Genomic DNA, 19,817 nt, shown 5'->3' on the forward strand with positions numbered 1-19,817 from the left:
GGCAATCGCATTTCACCCCGCCCCCCGGCAAAGAACACACCGAAATGTCTCAATATCCCTACCTAGGCAAAAGCTTAGAATTCACCCCGACCTCCCCAGAGCATGACTATCTCAAGCGCTGCTATTACTTATCGGGCGGTGCCTTTCTCAGCGGCTTTAGGGCTTATCTCTCTGGGCTGCAGTTTGCCCTGCCGCGAGTAGCCTACGACATCGGCAGACAGCTATTCGTCGAACACCAAGAAGATATTTGGGATTCTTTCAACGCCTACGATATCAAGGAATATTGAAGGTAAACAATAGTCTCTAATTTGCGCTAACCGTATTACAGGATACGATTGCCTCGCATGAATAGATTTAGAAGGTAGGGTAAGACGATTTTTATAAAGTAATGTCAACCTCTACCAAACCGCCCATTCAGCCGCTAGAAGCCGAGAAAGCTGCTGAAGAAGATTATCCTTTAAGCGCCGTACCGTTTAGCGATCGCAAACCCTTCTGGTCTCTATCGCTATTGCTGATGGGCTTTGCGCTGACCTCAACGACTTTGTTCGCGGGCGGAACGCTCGGCGCGGCCCTGAGTTTTTCTCAGCTGCTCACCATTATCTTGATCGGCAACTTAATCTTAGGAGCCTATTGCGCGGCCCTGGGCTACATCGCCTGCCAAAGCGGCTTGACGACGGTGCTAATGGCCAGGTTTAGCTTTGGCAATGTCGGCTCTCGCTGGGTAGATTTCATTTTAGGCGCTACCCAAATTGGCTGGTATGCCTTTACCACAGCAATTATCGTTCAGGCACTGCTGGGCGTTTTTGGTGCGCCTGATAGTGGATTGTTCTATGTTCTGTTGGTGTTTTTCTTTAACTATGCTTTTTGTGCAACCGCCTATATCGGCTACCAGGCGATTGACTGGCTGAGTCGATTAGCGGTTCCGGCTATGTTGGTTTTGGTGGCCTTGAGTATGGCACTGGCTGCTCGTGACTTTGATAGTAGTGCGATCGCAGAGCCTTCGGGTGCGCTGAGCATGGGAGCGGCCTTAGCCGTTGTGATCGGCACCTTCATTTCGGGAGGAACGCAATCCACTAACTGGAGTCGGTTTGCCGATACGGGCAAAAACGCAGTCATTTCTACGCTCAGTGCCTTTATGATTGTCAACGGTGTTTTGGTGTTTGCCGGTGCGTTCTGTTCTTTGGTCTACGGCTCAGAGGATCTAGTCGCAGCGATGGGCCAGCAGGGCATCTTAGCAGGCGGCATTCTGCTGTTGATCTTGAACGTGTGGACAACGCAAGACAACACTATATACGCTTTTTCTGTGGCCGGGGCCAACATGTTTCGCACCCGCAAACGCCATGCCTTCGTGTTAGGCGGTGCCACCTTTGCGCTAGTGCTGACCCTCTCTGGTATCTACGAGCTATTGCCAACCTATCTAATTTTCTTAGGCAATGTAATTCCACCTGTGGGTGGCATCATCATGGTTGATTTTTGGCTGCGCCACCGAGGAGAATTTCCAGCGCTCTCAGCCAACGTTCCAGCTTTTAACTGGGCTGGCATCATCGCCTATGTCGTGGGCTCTGTGGTTGCCTACACGACTGGCAGCGCTGGCTATGGGATTGGTCCGGTAAATGGCATTGTGACTGCGGCGGTGCTGTATGGTGTATTGCATAGAGTGATTTTTCAGCCGATTCGAGAGTACTAAGACAGCCTTAGAAACCGCCCTTTGATGATTTCGAGTCAGGTAGCGATTATCACTGGCGCTAGTCGTGGAATTGGCGCGGCAACGGCAACGGCGATCGCCGATCAAGGCTTTGCTGTTTGCGTCAACTATCTCAACAGTCGAGAGGCTGCCGATAGCGTTGTTAAAACTATTGTGGAAAGAGGTGGTAGAGCGATCGCAGTCCAAGCTGATGTCAGTCAGGCAGATCAAGTTGTCCATCTGTTTAAAGCCGTTGATGAACAGCTCGGTACACTCTCGGCGCTCATCAACAACGCAGGCAGACTAGAAACTCAAATGCGAGTAGATGAGATGGATGTAGCGCGCTTGAACAGAATATTCACCACCAATATTACGAGCTACTTTCTATGTGCAAAAGCAGCTGTGAAAAGGATGTCAGTTAACTACGGCGGCTCCGGTGGAGCGATTGTCAACGTCTCCTCAGCAGCGGCGCGAATCGGTTCGGCAGGAGAATATGTTGACTATGCAGCATCAAAAGGGGCTATCGACACGCTGACAATTGGCCTATCAAAAGAGATAGCTGCAGAAGGCATTCGAGTCAATGCTGTTCGACCCGGTTTCATTCAAACCGATATTCATATAGCCGGTGGAGAACCCGATCGGATCAATCGAGTCAAATCATCCATTCCGATGCAGCGCGGCGGCGAGCCAGCGGAGGTGGCAAATGCGATCGCCTGGCTACTCTCCGAACAAGCTTCTTATGTAACAGGTGCGTTTATTGATGTCGCTGGTGGGCGATAGTAGAGACTAGAAAATATGAAACAGATGGAATCTATTCAGCTAGTTCGAGGACGATGGGTATTTAGCGCCAATGGCGTTTTATCGGACGGCGCTGTAGTAATGAAAGGAGAAAATATTCTAGAGGTAGGCGATTGGCAAGAGATGCATGATCGCTATCCGTCGGCTGCGGTTCTAGGCTCTTCTCATCACGCTGTGCTGCCTGGCTTGATTAACGCGCATCACCACAGCAACGGCATACCTAATTCTCTTTCAGGTATAGAAGATGATTTGCTAGAGCTTTGGCTATATTCTCGTAACGCCCAGCGATCGCAAGACTCAAAGCTGCGGACTCTGCTCAGTGCGGCCTATCTACTTAGAACAGGGGTTACCAGCGTTGTTGATGTGGCTAGCATCGGTGGCTCTGTAGATACCAGCTATCAAGAGATGCAGAGCTGTCTAAGCGCTTACGAGCAAGCAGGCATCCGAGTTGCTTTCACCCCTGGTGCTAAATACGACAGTTTTTTGGTGCATGGCGAAGGCCAAGACGCAGATTTTCTCTCCTCACTGCCCTCTGAGCTACAGCAGCAGGTAAAAGCACTGTCAACCCTTAGTCAAGGACTTTCATCCGGTGACTATCTAGAGATTGTCAGTGACGCGGTCAAACAATATCGGGATCATCCGCTGATTGATGTTTGGTTCGGTCCACCAGGGCCGCAGTGGGTAGGCGACGAGCTGCTAGCCAAGATTGTTGAAACGGCGAACCGTTTAGGAACGAGCGTTCAAACCCACGCTCTAGAATCATTTTACGAAAAAGAGATGGGGCCACGGTTCTACGGTGAGTCCGTGATTGCTCATCTGGACAAGCTAGGCGTGCTTAGCCCTCAGTTCTCGATGGCTCATGGCGTATGGGTCAACGAATCAGATATTGAAATCCTCGCCAGAACGGGCGCTTCGATTAGCCACAACCCGAGCTCTAATCTGCGGCTGCGGGCGGGCATTGCGCCACTACCAGCGCTGTTGGCAGGTGGCGTCACTGTGGGATTGGGAATGGATGGAACCACGCTCAACGACGATGAGGATATGTTTACCGAGATGCGATTGGCCATGCGGCTAGCGCGATCGCCCCAAATTCAAGACAGCCCTCCCACCTATTCAGATATCTTTCAAATCGCCACAGCCGGCGGCGCTAAGCTTTTTGGCAAGCAAGAGAGTATCGGTCAGCTAGCACCGGGCTACAAAGCAGATATTGTTCTAGTAGACTGCGAGTGCATGACCTGGCCCTGGATAGCACCCGAAGCCGACCCAATGACTGTAGTGATGATGCGATCGCGCCAGTCATACGTAGACACCGTTTTGATCAACGGCAAAGTCGTGCTAAAAGACGCTCAGCCAACCGGATTCGACTTCTCAGCCGTGGGCCGAGAGCTAGCCGCGCAGCTAGCCGCGACCCCAGACAACACAGAGTATCGAGCGCTGGCAAAGGCTATCAGGCCCCACCTGATGCAGTGGTATGGCGCTTGGCCTGTCCCCAAACTCGACCCTTACATCGAGACCAATTCTCGAACTTAGGCAACCCAAGCTTGATAGTAAAGCTAGCTGGATAACGTAAAGCTGAGCAGCGGTCAGCGTCTTTAGACTACACCTAAGATTTTTCAATCCGTCCGCTCCTGCATAGGGTTTGGCGGCTATTCTGATTTTGGATTGATCTCGAATTCGAGCTTAGAGCGATAGAAACAAACGTCGAACTCTATGAAAAAGTTGGTCTGACCAAGAATTACCGGTATATTTTCGCTTCTTGCCCAGGCAAAGGCTAGTTGTACGGAGCCGCATCCTTCGACTTCCGCTACTGCAAAAAATGGTATCGCTGGCTGACGGCTTAGATTACCTGCAAGCTGAATGATGGCTTGTCGGTCATTCCAAGTCGCGCCTAGATTGAGTCCTACTTCATAGGGTAAAACATTCACTGTAGCCCCACTGTCTACTAATCCAACCACTTCTATACTTCGATTTTGATGGCTCAGAATTAGCGGAATACGAGGTAGACTATCGAACTCGTTCTGGGATGAGTCAGTCGTTGAATATCTGAAGCGCATGATGCTGGCTGAATTATTCCACTTTAATCAGCAGTCGGCACAGCCTGCATGAGAATGGCTCCCGCACCAAAGGTATCGTAAGGCGTCGGTAAGAAATAGGTTTTGAAGGGTTCGAAAGGCGATATATTTCTACCATCATACAGATCAGAAGCAAGAAGACGGACGAGTTCAATTTTTTCGCTTTCTGGTAACTGCCGAGCAGCCGGGATCAAATCTGCCAACTTCATAAATCAGCCCGTTACGTCATTTAGTATCTCAAACATAACGTATTCACGGAGATGTAGAGCAGCACTTAGTTAGGGACAGGTCAATATCTTTTGCATTGAAATTGCCTTGATGGTGGTTCCCTGTCTTAGGGGCAAAGATGCTGAACCAAGATATTGGTAACCGTGTTTTTCATAAAAATATTGAGAATTTAGTGAAGCCGTTACCGAAATATATTCTGTTCCTCGTTGTTTAGCTGTCGATTCAACACCAGATAACAACTTAGAGCCTATTCCACGTTGAGAATATTCTGGAAGAACGTACATTCCATGAAGTATCCCTTTGCCGCTTATTGAAGAGAAACCAACAATATCACCGTTGTTCTCAGCGAGAAATACGAAAAAGCCGGAAAACATACCTTGTGCAATCCAAGTATGATATGGCTTTATATGCTGAGTGAGTGCCCTGATCTCTTCGTTTGTGTAATGCGATTTGCACAAACCAACGATGGACAAAGATTGAACTCTATCTAGTTGAGGTGCGTCATCTTGGACTCCAAATCGAAAGCTGATATCTACCACTTCTATCTCAAAACATAACCCATTCCACAAGCTACTCCTCTAGCCGAGTATCAGCGACAGGGAAAGCGACTAATTTTGCCTATTCACTGTCGCAGATAACATCTGTATCGCACCGATTCACTTTCGACGGCGATGTGCATGGGCGTTGTTAGGCTTTGATTATGAGGAAGCCATAGCAGAGCGATTGGGCCTAGCGAAGATCATCCGACCGGCTGACGTTTGCAGCGCGCCAGTAACGACGACAACTAGATTATCGCCGATGTACTCGTTGCCTTCTTCTACAACGACCATCGTGCCGTCATTCAGATAGCCGACGCCTTGTGAGGGTTCTTTGCCTTCTTTTAGCACCCGAATTTCAATATCGTCACCTGGCAAGTAGGTAGGACGAAGCGCCTTGGCTAAGTCGTTGATATTCAAGACGCTGACCTGCTGAACGCTGGCGACTTTGTTGAGGTTGTAGTCGGTGGTGAGCAAATCTGCCTTCATTTCCTGGGCTAGCTTGACCAGTTTAGAATCAACCGCATTGATATCGTCATAGTCGGCTGGGTCAACGATCACGCGATCGGGATAGTTCTTGCGGATGCGGTTGATAATGTCTAGGCCGCGCCTGCCTCTGGCTCGCTTTTGATCGCTGGCTGAGTCGGCGACTCTTTGTAGCTCTTGTAAAATAAATTGCGGCAGCAGTAGCTGACCTTCGATAAAGCCGGTCTTAAGCAGGTCTTCTATACGGCCATCAATGATGCTACTGGTATCGAGCACTTTGGATTTGGACGGCTTCAGGGTGCCTTCAGAAATAAGCAAGGTTTCATAGCTATTGGGATTGACCAGCCTGAAGAGAGCCCTGCCATTGGTTTCAGCCAGGCTCATGCCAGTCACCGCGAATATCAGGCTACCCATGACGGCGGTCACGGGTTTGATAAAGCTGAACTTGACTGGAAAAGGAAGCAGGAAAAGAGGGGCTAACATTAAATTGGCAATCAGTAGCCCGACGACTAGGCCGACCGCTCTAGCTAGGAGCCGATCAGGCGGCATTTCGATGATTTGCTTTTCTATGCGCCGATAGCTGGTCTGCACAATCAGGCCAATAGCCACGCCAACTAATGCGCCAAAGCCAGCGGTAACGGACTCTAGCCCTTCGATGTTACTGACTTGAGCGAGGGCAGAGTCGGGTAAAAGATCGACGCTGAAAAAGCCGACGGCTGCCCCGGTCAAGATGAATGAAAATACAATGAGTGCGTCGAGCATAAGCTATGTATAAAGCCGGATAGAGTATAGAGCCGGGAAGGAAAAGTGCAACCCGCTTAAAAGCATTGCTGTGATTAGGATTACGGCTATTATAGGGGCTGATCTAGCGTTCGCTGGCCTTCTCACTTTTTTTGTAACTTCTTGTACATAGCAACTGCATGGTGACATCGGCGTATATCCATATTCCTTTCTGCCGTCGTCGCTGCTTCTATTGCGATTTTGCGATTACGGTTGTAGGAGAAAAACGGCGGGGCGATACCTCTGGCACGATGGCGAGGTATGTCGAGACGCTGCTGAGAGAGATTGCGGCGACGCCTGTCTATGACGAAAATCATGACGAAAAACCGCTGAATACGGTGTTCTTCGGTGGGGGAACGCCTTCGCTGCTATCTGTGTCTCAGGTGGAATTAATTTTGAGCGTGATCGCCCACCGATTTGGCCTTGCCCCAAATGCTGAAATCACGATGGAGATGGACCCGGCGACGTTCGATCTCGAACACCTGCAAGGCTACCAGTCGGCGGGCGTGAATCGAGTGAGCCTGGGCGTGCAAGCCTTTAGAGATGAATTGCTAGCAGCCGCAGGACGATTCCATCAGCGTCAGGACATTTTTCAGGCCGTCGATCGATTACGGCAGGTAGGCATTGAGAATTTCAGTTTAGACTTGATTTCGGGGCTGCCGCATCAGACTATGTACGACTGGAAAGAGGCACTGACTGAGGCGATCGCACTTCAGCCCAAACATATTTCCATCTACGATCTAATTGTCGAACCGCAGACCGCTTTTAGTCGCCACTACACACCAGGACAGTCGCCTTTGCCGAGCGATCGCACCACTGCAGATATGTACCGCGTTGCTCAATCAGTGCTGAGTACTAGCGGCTACGAACACTACGAAATTTGCAACTACGCCAAACCCGGCTATGCTAGCCGCCACAATCTGACCTATTGGCGCTGCCAACCAAACTACGGGTTTGGTATGGGGGCGACCAGCTATTTGCACCATCAGCGCATCGATCGCCCGCGCACCCAGAAAAGCTATCAGGCGTGGGTAGATGATTTTGTTCAAAACGGTGGCCAAACGGCAGATCCGGTGATTGAGCCAGCAGAGCAAGTCATCGAAACGATCATGATGGGGCTACGGCTGCCGTCAGGCATTGATCTAAGCGGCGTTTATCAGATTTATGGAGAGCGAGGACTGCAAGCACTAGGAAAGGCGATCGCACCGCATCTGCAAAACCGCTGGCTCATTCTCGAATCCACCGCCTCCGAGGACTCAGACTCCAAGCGATCAAGCTCAAATGAACCTAGGCTCAAACCCACCGATCGCATACGGCTCAGCGATCCCGAAGGTTTCCTGATGTCTAATGTCGTGATTACCGACGCTTTCAATGCGCTAGATCTGGCCGTCTCTCGCTAATCGTTCACCTAATTTCGGTGGCCCGGTCAACTAAAGACGCAATTAATAAAGACCATGACAACCTTAAAGAAGAAGCCGCCACTTTGCAGTAACATAACCGTCTGTGTAAGCCCGAAACCTTCTAACAACTTCTATGCCCAAGGTACTCGTCTCCGACCCCATCGATCAGGCTGGACTAGATATTCTCTCCCAGGTCGCCACTGTTGATGTCAAAACAAAATTGCCCCTAGACGAACTGATTGCCATCATTCCTGACTACGATGCGCTGATGATCCGTTCTGGCACCAAGGTGACCCAGGCCGTCATAGAAGCGGGGAAAAGCCTGAAGATTATTGGCAGGGCTGGTGTCGGCGTCGATAACGTGGACGTGCCGGCAGCGACCCGTCGCGGCATTGTCGTAGTCAATTCGCCAGAGGGCAACACCATCGCCGCTGCTGAGCATGCCCTGGCCATGATGCTGTCGATGTCTCGCTATATCCCAGCGGCAAATAAGTCGATGAAGGCGGGCGAATGGAACCGTAAAGCCTTTACTGGCGTAGAAGTTTACAAGAAAACTTTGGGCGTGGTCGGCCTTGGCAAAATTGGCTCTCACGTCGCGACCGTAGCGCGGGCGATGGGAATGAACCTGCTGGCATTTGACCCGTATATTTCTAGCGATCGCGCTGAAGAACTGGGCTGTCGCCTGGTCGAAATGGACCTGCTGCTCAGCGAATCTGACTACATCACCCTGCATATTCCCAAAACTCCAGACACTGCCAACTTAATCAACGCCGACTCTCTCGCCAAGATGAAGCCCACCGCTCGCATCGTTAACTGCGCGCGCGGCGGCATTATCGATGAAGCGGCCCTGGCACAAGCGCTAAACGATGGCGTGATTGCAGGTGCGGCCCTCGATGTGTATAGCGAAGAACCCCTAGGCGAGTCACCGCTAAGAGCCGTAGGCAAGCCGCTAGTGCTAACCCCTCACCTAGGGGCATCTACCGCCGAAGCGCAGGTTAACGTGGCCGTTGACGTAGCCGAACAAATTCGCGATGTCTTACTAGAGCTGCCAGCCCGCTCTGCCGTCAATATTCCGGGCTTGCGCCCTGACGTGCTAGAAAAGCTGCGTCCCTATTTGAACCTGGCTGAGACACTTGGGAACTTTGTCGGTCAGCTAGCAGGCGGGCGGATCGAGGAGCTAAATATCAAACTGCAAGGTGAACTGGCTCAAAACGATACCAAACCCGTGGTCGTTGCCGCCCTCAAAGGCTTGCTTTCTAACGCGCTCCAAGAGCGGGTGAACTACGTCAACGCCTCGATTGAAGCCAAAGAGCGCGGCATTCGAGTCGTAGAAACGCGCGATACAACGGTAGAAGACTACACCGGTTCTTTGTGCTTGTCAGCCAAGGGATCTTTGGGCGAGCATTCGGTTACAGGCGTGTTGCTTGGCGGCAGTGAAGTTCGCATTATCGATATGGATGACTTTCCGATCAACGTGCCGCCAACAAAGTATATGCTGTTCACTTTGCACCGCGACATGCCAGGCATCATTGGCAAGATTGGCTCTTTGCTAGGCAGCTTCAACGTCAATATTGCCAGCATGCAGGTAGGTCGCAAGATCGTCCGGGGCGATGCGGTAATGGTGCTCAGCATCGACGATCCGCTGCCCGCTGGCATCCTAGAAGAGATCAAGAAAGAACAGGGTATTCGTGACGCTTATGTAGTGGTGCTCTAAAGATGAATCAGTGGTGGGAAGTCGCTGTCGATTGCCCAATCGCGTTAGAAGACAGCGTCTACTGGCAGTTTTCACAGCTAGAAGAGCGACTAGAAGAACAAAGGGCAAGTAAGGGCACGGCCAGTCAACGCCGAGGCGATCGCTGTGTGGTGACCGCTTACTTACTCTCTAGCGAGTTCGACGTTAGAGCGCTCGAAGCAGTTCGGCAAACTATCCTCGATGATGAGGCTCAAATGGGGCTAGTGCCGACGACGCAGGTGAGCTGGTCACTGATTGCTGAAGAGGACTGGTCTAGCAGTTGGAAAGTGCATTGGCAGCCGGAAGAAGTGGGCGATCGCCTGCTGATTAATCCCGCCTGGATGGAGCCGCCCGCTACCGATCGCACTATCTTGACCCTCGATCCAGGGAGCGCCTTTGGCACGGGGGCTCATGCTACGACTCAGCTATGTTTGAAAGCGTTAGAGAAACAAAGTAACGAGCAGCAGCTAACCGACGCGGTGATCGCCGATATTGGCTGTGGCTCGGGAATCTTGTCCATTGTCTCTTTGCTCTACGGCGCAAAGCAGGTGTATGCAGCAGACGTTGATCCGCTAGCTATAAAAGCATCTGGAGAGAACGCCAACTTGAACGGCATCGCGCCAGAAACGCTCCAAATTCAGCTAGGCAGCATCGGCGAAGTGATTGAGATGGCCGCTGGCCCGGTTAACGGCATTGTCTGCAACATCTTGTCAGAAATCATCGTGGGATTAATTATTCCTCGATTGGGTGAGCTGGCTAATGAGCAGACCTGGGGAATTCTCTGCGGTATCTTAACCAGTAAAGCCGCCTGGGTAGAAGAGCATCTGAGTGCATACGGCTGGCAGGTAACAGGCATGACCTATCAAGACGAATGGTGTGCGATGACAATCGAACTGGCAAAGTCTGAATGAACAGTACCAAGGATACGATGATCTTCTTAGCGAAAGTGATCGTCTCGTCAGCAGCCCTGAGCGCAGCGATCAAGTTCGGTGGGCCGCTGCTGCCAGTTGCTGGTTTGACAGGCACTGAACTGAATCGGGTTGCGATCGCCTTGATCATCACCCCCTCCCTTATCGTAGCTGCTTTTCTCTGGACAATCGCGCATCGTCAGGGCTCCTAACGCAGCGGCGTTTCAGAGTGTCGATCAAAGGCCAAGCAGGTACACTTTGAGCTACACTTGCAGCCAACCAAACACTTCGCCAGGCGTTAGGTTAACGGCTGCGGCAAATTCAGGCGTAGGCAAGCTTGCTGTTAGGTCTTCAAACACACTCACTGACTTACCTGAGCCGTAGGTAAATACCAAAGACTCTGCTGGATCTATAATCCATCCCATCTCACACCCGTGATCGAGACAGTGGATAACGTTACGAGTCACCCGCGTTTGGCTTTGTCTAGGTGAGAGAATCTCGATTGTCCAGTCTGGCGGTAGATTGAATGAGTTTGAAACCTGCCCGTCAAGATCACGCGGAATATGTTCTGATCGAAAGACGGCAACATCTGGGACAACTGAGCGATCTCCAAAGGTACAGCGGAGTTCTGGAAACGCTTGAGCGATGCTAGCAGGCCGAAAGGCAAGGGTCAAAGCAAAGCTCAATTCCCGCTGGATAATGCTGTGCTTTCCTTGGGGCATTGGCTTCTGAATGATTCTGCCATCGATGTATTCGCTAGCAGGCTCAGTCTCAGGCAGAGCTAGAAACTCTTCTAGGGACAATAGTTTTTCAGGAGTCTGTACCATAGCGCTGCCCGTTTTGCTGGCCGGTGTGCTGGTCTGCACTCTCTACCTAAATTGCTTGATGCTTATTCTAAGCGATCGCACGTTCTGAGAGATACACTGACCTATCATCAAAGGCCATAGTTTTGGACAGGCAACGAACAAGGAAACTAGAGGCTTAAAGCGTCACTAACCATTGACTGAACGAAAGCAGATGGGTCTTCTTTTCTCCAGGCGATCGCAACTTCTAACGCAGGGACGGTATCGCGAAGTGTGAGACGGCTAATGCTATTGGGCTGAAGACACTCCACCCCTGTAGCGACAAAATGTACGCCTTGCCCTGCGCTCAATAGTGCCATACAGTTTTGATGATTGGCCTTTCGCCGAAGGCGAGGCGAAAATCCTGCCTCAGAGCAGCATCGAAGAATATCATCGTACATCGCTGGATTCTCGTCTCTTGAATGCAGAATGAAAGTGTCGTTGGCAAAGTCCACTAGATTTGCAGATTGCTGAGTTGCCAAAGGATGGTCAGTCGGGACAGCAATCTCCATCGATTCTCGATAAATACCTTTGACCTCCAACAAATCGGAACGCACTGGCAAATGTAGAAAAGCAACGTCGATTTGAGCACTATGCAAATCGCTCACCAGCTCTGTTGTTGTTCGCTCGCGTAGGTCTATGTCTACTTCTGAAAACTGCTCTCGGCAGCGGCTTAGAAGGTTTGGCAAGAAAGTATAGAGTGCTAGCGGTACATATCCAATCCTGAACTGCTTCGAGCCTTGAGCAGTGGCATGACGCACACGTCTAGCCGTTTCGTCCGCCTGGAGTATCAATTTCTTACCCTCTTCAACCAGTACGCTTCCGGCAACAGTGAGCTCAACTGTACGAGTGGTTCTCTTAAACAGAGCAACCCCTAACGTTTTCTCTAGACGCGCAACTAACCTCGAAAGCGGCGGCTGTGATATATGTAGCCTCTGAGCGGCTCGCCGAAAATTTAGCTCTTCTGCTAGTACTAAGAAGCAGCGAAGGTCTTTGATCTCCATAGTTCAGTCTCCATAAATTAATTGATGCGTTAAAAGTATTAATACTATACCTGAATGAGAAATAAAGTTTATACCTAACCGAACTACACTTAACAGAGTCTCTAGCATCAATATTGTGATGACTATGTTAAAGCTACCTCGTCGTCGATTCTGGATTCTGGCTGGTACCTTTCTCGCATCCATGCTCTCGACAAAAGTTAAAGCTTCAACCTCTATCAGTAAAAACAAACAAAGTGTAAGAATGGAAAAGAACCAGTTTGATGTGATTGTTATTGGCGGCAGTTTCGCTGGACTCTCAGCCGCTTTGCAGATTGTTCGTGCTCGTCGTAAGGTTCTTGTGATTGACGCTGGAAAGCCCAGGAACCGCTTTGCAACAGCCGCACACGGATTCTTAAGTCGGGATGGTCAAGCCCCAGAACAAATCTCAAGAATAGGAAAAGAACAGTTTCTAGACTATCCAACAGCAGAATTTATAGAGGGAAAAGCTACCCGCGCAACCCGGCAGGGAGATGGATCTTTTGCAGTCGAATTAGAATCAGGCGCAGTATATCTGGGGGCGCGGCTCATATTGGCCACAGGAATCACCGATCAGCTTCCTGACATCCCAGGAGTCAGGGAGCGGTGGGGCAAAACAGTCAATCACTGTCCGTACTGCCACGGCTATGAGCTAGCAGGTAGAAAGTGGGGTGTTTTGAACGTAGGAGAAGCCTCTCTTCACCAAGTTAAGCTCATGGTTGACTGGAGCGATGATGTGACGTTTTTCGCCCAAGGCGATAATCGGCTAAGCGCAGACGAGCGAGCCGAGCTGACCAAGCGTAATATTTCAATAGTAGATTCTCCAGTAAAATCGCTAGTTGGAGACTCTGGAACGCTAGAGAGAGTTGAATTAGACAACGGCCAGTCTGTTCCACTCGAAGCTTTGTTTCTGACAACACAGACTTCAATTAATAATCCGTTAATTGAGCAACTAGGATGCGAATTAGAAGCAGGGCCGTTTGGATCAATGGTGAAAACTAACAACTTTCAAGAAACAACCGTTGAAGGCGTTTATGCAGCTGGAGATGTTGCTCGGTCAATGCACACCGTAACTTGGGCCGCATCGGATGGTGTAACAGCAGGCGCTTTCGCTCATCAATCTCTATTAGCGCTCTAGACTCCCTATGAATAATAAAGTCTCATTGTCGAGACATTTTTAGACCCGACAAAAGAATATCTCAATCCATGTCTCGATAGGTCATTCTCAAAACTATTTCAATATTTTAGAACGCTTCATAGGTTTCGACTCAGCAGTCTTAATCTATAGATGACACATTCTACAGGAAGGGTAGGCAGAGATATTTCGGAGCTGAGCTAACCATTAAATCTCCAAGAGTAAAGATGTCGCCAACCTTCTGCACAGAAGTAGGCGCTCGACAACTTGCTACGACCCGTAACACACCAGTTCGCAAAATTCTCACAGTTTCTAACAACAGCATTACAGTCATGCCTTCCTATCTGCCTCTGTGCGCGGGCTACTATCTCGTCAAGAGGAAAAATAGGCAGAACCCACTTCGTTATTTGAATTTGCCTGTAGCTGTTTGGGGGTTGGGCATCGCCGGTCTATTCGGTTATCACTTTCTTTACTTCCTTGCGTTAAGAAATGCGCCCGTTATAGAAGCAAGCTTGATTGCTTGTCTATGGACACTACTCATCGTTTTTTCTCGGCTTTACTGCCTGGAGAAAATCTAAGGTGGTTTCATATTGGCTGAAGTAACTTGGACAACGTGGTTAGGCTGCTTACTAATTGTTGGTGGCGTAGTGCTTGCATCTGTAGATTCCTTGAGTGATTTGTTTACAACGCTGTAGAGCTATCTAATCTATATATCGTCCCAAATGCGCTGGGTCTAGGTTATGTCATCTCTCTAGAGAAAACGCCGCATTTGCTCGACATTTGAAGCTGACACTCTTGTCATTCGCTCTTCCCATTCAAAGAGCGGACAATTGTTTATAGCAAAACATGCTACAGCCTAAGGTCGTGTACGGCTTTGGAGCGTTCGACACAGCTTACTTTCGATAGGGTGATCTACTCGAAATCGCATCCTAGTATAGGTATTGCTGTCTTCTCTCTTATCCAAAGCCTATGTTACTAGAACTGTATATAAAGAACTAGATGCCGGGAATTTCGGAAAGCTTGCCCTGCAACTCTTCTACTGAGAAGCCGGTCGCCTCTTTCCATTCTTCTACCGTGAACTCATATCCGTAGCTTTTAGCCATCTCGACTAGAGACTCTAGGTCTGGCGAAGTGTTTAGCTTTTGCTTTAGATCCGCATCTGCTTGAGTTGCTCTGAAAAGTTGAATGACTGCTTCTTTAGACATTGCTATGACTCACTTACGTTTATAGCTGAGCTTAACTGTAATCAACAAATATGAAAATCGCTGATTCTGTGTAGAAAAGTGAAGTAAAACATGTGCGCCGGACAGAAGGATTAAAGCACGATCGGACTGAATGTGATGAAGAATATTCCCAAGATACTAGTAAAAACTTATCTAAGACGACAGCCTGTTCATCTAAGACTATCTCGCTTCAACTATTTAAGTCGCTACGGCTGGCTGCAGAATTTGTTAGCCGATTTGAGGCCAGAGTTCTTCTCGGATTCAGATTTGGTTGAAGAGACGATAGAAGAGCCAGTGGGAAAGGAGTCAGAAGACTTTCTATTGCCGACTATCGGTAGAGAAATTCAGGGCCAGCAAGGACGTTACAAAGTTCACGGCTATCTTATGAAGAGAGGTAATGGGCACCTTTTTCAAGGCGTACGGGTGAGTTCAAAGCAGCCAGTTGTTGTCAAAGAATATCTGCTACCAACTCAGCTTTTTCGCTCAGATGAGCTGCATCAGATAAGCCGAGCTTTTTTGGATTTTGCTGGCTTTCGCTACCTAGATGAACGAGAGCGGGATATTAGAATCATTCAACCTTTAGAAGCGATCGCCGATAGCGGAGATCTTGGAGAGGATGATGTGACGCATAGGCGATTTTATTTGATTACGCCTGAGCAAGATGCTGCTTCGTCGCTAGCGCTGAAGATAAGGGAGCAGTACTTTTTTTCAACTAGTCGTATTAGAACAGTGCTCGCTCAGATTTTGCAGACGCTGTCTGTGCTACATCAACAGAAAGTGCTGTTACCTTCAGGCGAGATGCGGCTGGGCCTAGTACATGGAAACCTGCAGATAGAAAATACGCTCTGTATAGAAGAAAACGGTCATCTGTTTATCTATCTAAGTGATTTGCTGCTGTGGGAACAAGTGACTAAAGATCCGGCTGAGGCACTTTTGCAATCAACTGTAGAGCCTAGAACAGTTGCGAGAGATCTGAGCGCAGTTGGTCAGATAGGGCATCACTTGATAGAAGCCCGTGCGCTCAGCCAATACCACGCGCTAGTACAAGAGCTAGAAGATCCGTTCCTCGATGGTTTTATTCGACAGCTATCGAACCCGGACTCTATTCCGTTTGAGTCAGCCGACGCTGCATGGCAGGCGCTGTTAGCGCTACCTGTTCCGCTCTCTGATAGCTTGTCGTCCTCTTCTCTTTCTCAAGCACAGCCTAAGAAAAAGCGTCGACTATCTCGTCGGGCGCTGCTTGGAATTGGCGCTGCTCTAGCGGTCTTGGGCGGGCTAGTTTTGCTACTAGGACCGATTGCTAGGGGGCGAGCAGAGGACGGGGAGGATGCGGTTGATGCCTCAGTCTGTTGCTTGGCAGAAGTGAGCGCTATTCCTGTAGAACCCTTCAACTATGCAGCAGTTCGAGGCGGGCTGTGGGAGAGCATTTTGCAGCGGCAAGATCTAGGCCAGCGAGGGCAGTCACTCTCTTCGGCGATCGCACCCCTACTTTCCAACAGCCTAGAAGACAGCGATATCCTAAAACTGGTCACAGACCCCGCAGAGGCGATCGCACAGATTCAGTCAGGTGAGGCAGACTTTGCTGTCTTATCACTTACTTCTGCCTTTGAGCTGCCGATTGAGCTAGGGGTGCAGACGATTGCCTACGACGGACTAGCTGCAGTCGTACCCTTTAGCTATGCCCGCCGAGAAAAAGGCTTGCCTAGCGCGTTGGATGGGACGCTGCCGGTGGAGGCGCTAAGAGATATTTATTTAGGGTCGGTGGATGATTGGAGAGAAGTCGGTGGCCCTCGCGGTTTAGAAACGTCTGTGTATCTGGCAGATAATCCAGATATTGTTGCTATTTTCGAGCAGCAGATTCTCTATCCAGCGACGCTGGCAGATATCTCGGAACCAGGTTCGCTGCTGGGCGCATTTAGGCTGCCGACGCTAGAAATGCTGCGAACAATTATTCGAGACTTTGAGCTGCGCCAAGTGGGTAGCTTGGGTATTGCACCGCTCAGTCAAATAATGGGGCAGTGCTCTGTTTATCCGCTGGCAATTAGTGAAGATAACCAGACAGCCGTTCAGCCGTGGGAAATAGTCAGGACGGGTAAGGCGATTCAACCGACGACTAATCTATGCGATCGCAAAGGGCTCTATCAACCCGATATCAGCGCCTTTAAATCAGGTAACTATCCACTGACCTATTCTCTTGCTGTTGTCTATCCCCAAGACAATAGTCGCTCACCCATTGGCCAGAAACTAGCCGAATTGTTGACCACAGACGAAGGCCAGCGCTTACTGAGCGAAGCGGGCTTTGTTCCAATTAGGGAGATTGCTACGCCATGAATACGCTTGATGCTGCTTCAGTGGCCCCTGGGGTGAAAAGTACGGTTGCAAACGTTGCTGTAGTAGAGGGTGCCGAAGGCGCAGTGACCGACTCAGCGATGAAGCGGGATGGTGAGTTTGCCAGTACGGGCTTGGAATGGAAAGCAATTATAGGCGTTTTGGCATTATTGGGTTTAGTGTCAGTCACGATGCTAGGCTTCTTGAGCTGGCGGCATAGAAGATATGCGGATAGCGTAATTGTTGAAAGCGTCACAGCTTCGTCCGCTTCGTCTGAGACACCGGAATCTACAGCAGAAGCGCTACCCCGTATTACCCAATCTTCATCTCGAATTTCTTCAGCGCCTGTGCCCGCTGAGCAAACTATTGAGCAAACTACAAGAAGTCAAAGAGAGAGACTTTCTCAGACGGAAGATCGCGCAGCGCCACTGCCATCTTCTACAAAGCAAGGATTTAGACAACCAGGTAGTGACGAAAGTGCTACTAGTTCACCACTTGAAAACGGTGGCGAAGCACTTTCAGCCTCAGCCGGGGAATCACCATCGCCGCCAACCGCACTACCAGAAAAGGTAGATTTAAGTGCTGTGTTATCACCACCTAGTACGGCGGCACCGGAAGCAAATGATCTGTCCCAAACTGCTAGCCCTGAATTTAGTGAAACCACCTCATCAATCGACAGTAATCGCTCCGGCAGCGAGCCTACAGCGAACCCACAGCAACAGCTAGAACAAATTCCACCGGTTTCTTCTATGCCTGAGAGTGCGGAAGACCAGCCGCCGTCGAGTACTTCCGAGCGTTTCTCGCCTGAAAGTTCAGCCTCCGTGGATGTAGAAACAGGTGACGTAGAAACAAATGATGCAGAAACAGAAACAGACGCGGCTAGCTCGCTTCTTGGCCAACTTCCTTTTGTAGATCAGGCGATAGACCCGCCAATAGATCAGCCAACAGATCAGCCAATAGACCCGGCGATCGCCCCCGATGCTAGACCTGAGCAGATTCGAGTAGAGCGGTTTGAAATTGTTGGTAACACTGTTTTTGAAGATAGCGAACTGCTGGCGGCAGTTCAGCAATTCCTTAGCGAGCGTCCAACCAGCGATCCGCAAGGCACAGCAATCACTGAGCCGCAGAGCAGTGACGGCAGCGGCGTTTCGTCTTCACCTAATCCGTTGCTGTCAAATCCGCCGTCAAGTCTATCTACACAGATTCCGTTTCCGATCAATTTGACTAGAACAGAGCTAGCCCGAATTGGCGATGTAGTCAGCCAATTCTATATAGAACGAAACTACATCAATTCTGGCGCTTATATTTCAGAAAACGAGCTAGAAGATGAGACTGTCAGCATTCAGGTCGTTGAAGGCCGCCTGGGCACTGTGAATGTCGACGTGTCGGGGGCAAACAGGTTTAGGCTAAGGCCAAGCTACGTTAGGGATCGTTTACAGGCGGCTACTCGCGGTCCGCTCAATCTTGATGAACTGGTAGAAAGCGTTCAGCTACTGGAGCGAGATCCGCTGATTCGCCAGATATCGACGGAGGTTGCACCAGGGCTAGAAGCTGGTAGCAGTACACTCAACGTCAATGTTGTTCAAGACAGCGGGTTTGATACTAGCTTTTCGACGAGTAACTATAGTTCTCCTAGCGTCGGTCAGTTTGGCCAGCGGGTGGGACTGAGTCAAGCTAATCTTTTGGGGTTAGGCGATCGCATCAGCGCTAGCTACGAGCGCACCGAAGGCAGCAGCCGCTGGAACTTTGGCTATAGCATTCCGCTCAATGCCCGTAATGGTACTTTGGGACTGTCCTTTCGCAACGTCGACAGCCGAGTCGTAGAATCTCCTTTTGACCGACTAGATATTACCTCTGAGTCTCAAACTTACAAGCTGTCTTTTAGACAGCCGCTAGTTCAAACACTGACAGAAGAGTTTGCGCTAAACCTGAGCGCATACCGCCGCAATAGTGAAGGTCTGTATCTAGAGGCGCTTTTAGGCGAAGCACTGCCTTTACCTGGAAGAGGTAACGACCTTGATGGCCGCTCTCGAATCACTGCGTTGCGCCTGGGTCAATCGTGGGTAAAACGCTATCCAAAGCAGGTTTTTGCACTAGATTCAGAACTGAGCTTGGGTCTAAACGTGCTCAATTCAACGACAGTTAGTGACGGGCCAGATAGCCGATTTTTGCGATGGACTGCTCGAAGCTTCTGGACTCGAAGGCTAGGTTCGGATGCTCTGTTTTCTGTACAAGGTAGGGTGCAATTTGCGGATAGACCCCTAGTGCCTTCTGAACAATTTGGTACGGGCGGGCAGAGTTCGGTTAGAGGCTATCGACCCAACGCGCTACTTACTGATAGTGGGTGGTTTCTCTCTTCTGAGCTAAGAGTGCCTGTATTGAAAGTTGCTAGGTGGGATAGTGACCTGCAGGTTGCACCGTTTCTAGATTTGGGCGGCGGCTGGGATAGAGATGATTTCGCCACCGATGAAAGAAGTGTGCTGGCAAGTACGGGCTTAGGTCTGATCTGGCAAACGGGAGATGACTTTAGTGCCAGGGTAGATTGGGCGATTCCGCTGACGGCTACGGAGATATTGCAAGATACAGGATTACAATTTCAGATCAGGTATACGCCTTTCTAAGGTCCCATCCTGATTGCTTCTCCCT

The 19,817-nt window shown here is 49.9% G+C and carries 19 protein-coding genes; 11 read left to right on the forward strand and 8 right to left on the reverse strand.

Annotated features, from left to right (window positions below; all coding sequences use genetic code 11):
* From IQ256_RS18590 to IQ256_RS18605, 4 genes are all read left to right on the forward strand, one after another.
* A partial coding sequence (locus IQ256_RS18590) for a hypothetical protein (protein WP_228025058.1) occupies window positions 1–287 on the forward strand: 287 nt, incomplete at its 5' end.
* 101 nt (window positions 288–388) lie between these two features.
* Window positions 389–1,687 (forward strand): cytosine permease, encoded by a 1,299-nt coding sequence (gene codB, locus IQ256_RS18595; RefSeq protein ID WP_193857053.1) that lies wholly within the window; start codon window positions 389–391, stop codon window positions 1,685–1,687.
* 24 nt (window positions 1,688–1,711) lie between these two features.
* Window positions 1,712–2,464, forward strand: coding sequence for an SDR family oxidoreductase (locus IQ256_RS18600; RefSeq protein WP_193857054.1), 753 nt, complete (start codon window positions 1,712–1,714; stop codon window positions 2,462–2,464).
* A 15-nt stretch (window positions 2,465–2,479) separates the two neighbouring features.
* The gene (locus IQ256_RS18605) at window positions 2,480–4,012 is read left to right on the forward strand and encodes an amidohydrolase family protein (protein ID WP_193857055.1); all 1,533 of its coding nucleotides are present in this window, start codon (window positions 2,480–2,482) and stop codon (window positions 4,010–4,012) included.
* A gap of 116 nt (window positions 4,013–4,128) precedes the next feature.
* On the opposite strand, the gene IQ256_RS18610 is transcribed toward IQ256_RS18605, so the two are convergent.
* From IQ256_RS18610 to IQ256_RS18625, 4 genes are all read right to left on the reverse strand, one after another.
* On the reverse strand, window positions 4,129–4,536 hold the full coding sequence (locus IQ256_RS18610; protein WP_193857056.1) for a hypothetical protein: 408 nt from the start codon (window positions 4,534–4,536) through the stop codon (window positions 4,129–4,131).
* Window positions 4,537–4,559: 23 nt separating this feature from the next.
* Window positions 4,560–4,763 carry a hypothetical protein gene (locus tag IQ256_RS18615; RefSeq protein WP_193857057.1) on the reverse strand — a complete coding sequence of 68 codons (204 nt, stop codon included), beginning with the start codon at window positions 4,761–4,763 and terminating at the stop codon, window positions 4,560–4,562.
* A 69-nt stretch (window positions 4,764–4,832) separates the two neighbouring features.
* Window positions 4,833–5,321: a GNAT family N-acetyltransferase gene (locus IQ256_RS18620; protein WP_193857058.1), complete on the reverse strand. Its 489-nt coding sequence runs from the start codon at window positions 5,319–5,321 to the stop codon at window positions 4,833–4,835.
* 159 nt (window positions 5,322–5,480) lie between these two features.
* Window positions 5,481–6,566 carry a PIN/TRAM domain-containing protein gene (locus IQ256_RS18625; protein WP_193857059.1) on the reverse strand — a complete coding sequence of 362 codons (1,086 nt, stop codon included), beginning with the start codon at window positions 6,564–6,566 and terminating at the stop codon, window positions 5,481–5,483.
* 158 nt (window positions 6,567–6,724) lie between these two features.
* On the opposite strand from IQ256_RS18625, the gene hemW reads away from it, so the two are divergent.
* From hemW to IQ256_RS18645, 4 genes are all read left to right on the forward strand, one after another.
* The gene (gene hemW / locus IQ256_RS18630) at window positions 6,725–7,984 is read left to right on the forward strand and encodes a radical SAM family heme chaperone HemW (RefSeq protein ID WP_193857060.1); all 1,260 of its coding nucleotides are present in this window, start codon (window positions 6,725–6,727) and stop codon (window positions 7,982–7,984) included.
* Between the two features lie 133 nt (window positions 7,985–8,117).
* Window positions 8,118–9,698: a phosphoglycerate dehydrogenase gene (gene serA, locus IQ256_RS18635; protein ID WP_193857061.1), complete on the forward strand. Its 1,581-nt coding sequence runs from the start codon at window positions 8,118–8,120 to the stop codon at window positions 9,696–9,698.
* 2 nt (window positions 9,699–9,700) lie between these two features.
* Window positions 9,701–10,627 (forward strand): 50S ribosomal protein L11 methyltransferase, encoded by a 927-nt coding sequence (prmA, locus tag IQ256_RS18640; RefSeq protein ID WP_193857062.1) that lies wholly within the window; start codon window positions 9,701–9,703, stop codon window positions 10,625–10,627.
* Window positions 10,624–10,836, forward strand: coding sequence for a hypothetical protein (locus tag IQ256_RS18645; protein ID WP_228025059.1), 213 nt, complete (start codon window positions 10,624–10,626; stop codon window positions 10,834–10,836). The genes prmA and IQ256_RS18645 overlap by 4 nt, the downstream gene beginning before the upstream one ends.
* A 51-nt stretch (window positions 10,837–10,887) precedes the next feature.
* On the opposite strand, the gene IQ256_RS18650 is transcribed toward IQ256_RS18645, so the two are convergent.
* Complete coding sequence (locus IQ256_RS18650) at window positions 10,888–11,451, reverse strand: Uma2 family endonuclease (protein ID WP_193857063.1); 564 nt, start codon at window positions 11,449–11,451, stop codon at window positions 10,888–10,890.
* Between the two features lie 146 nt (window positions 11,452–11,597).
* Window positions 11,598–12,470, reverse strand: a complete 873-nt coding sequence (locus IQ256_RS18655) for a LysR family transcriptional regulator (protein WP_193857064.1) — start codon at window positions 12,468–12,470, stop codon at window positions 11,598–11,600.
* A gap of 241 nt (window positions 12,471–12,711) precedes the next feature.
* Between IQ256_RS18655 and IQ256_RS18660 the strand changes: the two genes are divergently transcribed.
* Window positions 12,712–13,623, forward strand: a complete 912-nt coding sequence (locus IQ256_RS18660) for an NAD(P)/FAD-dependent oxidoreductase (RefSeq protein WP_193857065.1) — start codon at window positions 12,712–12,714, stop codon at window positions 13,621–13,623.
* A 197-nt stretch (window positions 13,624–13,820) separates the two neighbouring features.
* Here IQ256_RS18660 and IQ256_RS30475 read toward each other — a convergent pair whose 3' ends face one another.
* A complete protein-coding gene (locus IQ256_RS30475; RefSeq protein ID WP_193857075.1) occupies window positions 13,821–14,033 on the reverse strand; it encodes a lecithin retinol acyltransferase family protein in 213 nt (70 codons plus the stop codon).
* 582 nt (window positions 14,034–14,615) lie between these two features.
* A complete protein-coding gene (locus tag IQ256_RS18670) occupies window positions 14,616–14,825 on the reverse strand; it encodes a Nif11-like leader peptide family natural product precursor (protein ID WP_193857066.1) in 210 nt (69 codons plus the stop codon).
* Between the two features lie 135 nt (window positions 14,826–14,960).
* Between IQ256_RS18670 and IQ256_RS18675 the strand changes: the two genes are divergently transcribed.
* The gene (locus IQ256_RS18675) at window positions 14,961–17,174 is read left to right on the forward strand and encodes a hypothetical protein (RefSeq protein ID WP_193857067.1); all 2,214 of its coding nucleotides are present in this window, start codon (window positions 14,961–14,963) and stop codon (window positions 17,172–17,174) included.
* A complete protein-coding gene (locus IQ256_RS18680; protein WP_193857068.1) occupies window positions 17,171–19,792 on the forward strand; it encodes a ShlB/FhaC/HecB family hemolysin secretion/activation protein in 2,622 nt (873 codons plus the stop codon). The genes IQ256_RS18675 and IQ256_RS18680 overlap by 4 nt, the downstream gene beginning before the upstream one ends.
* Window positions 19,793–19,817: the final 25 nt, after the last annotated feature.

Origin of the sequence: cf. Phormidesmis sp. LEGE 11477 (assembly GCF_015207105.1) — a bacterium.
Taxonomy (GTDB): Bacteria; Cyanobacteriota; Cyanobacteriia; order Phormidesmidales; family Phormidesmidaceae; genus Phormidesmis.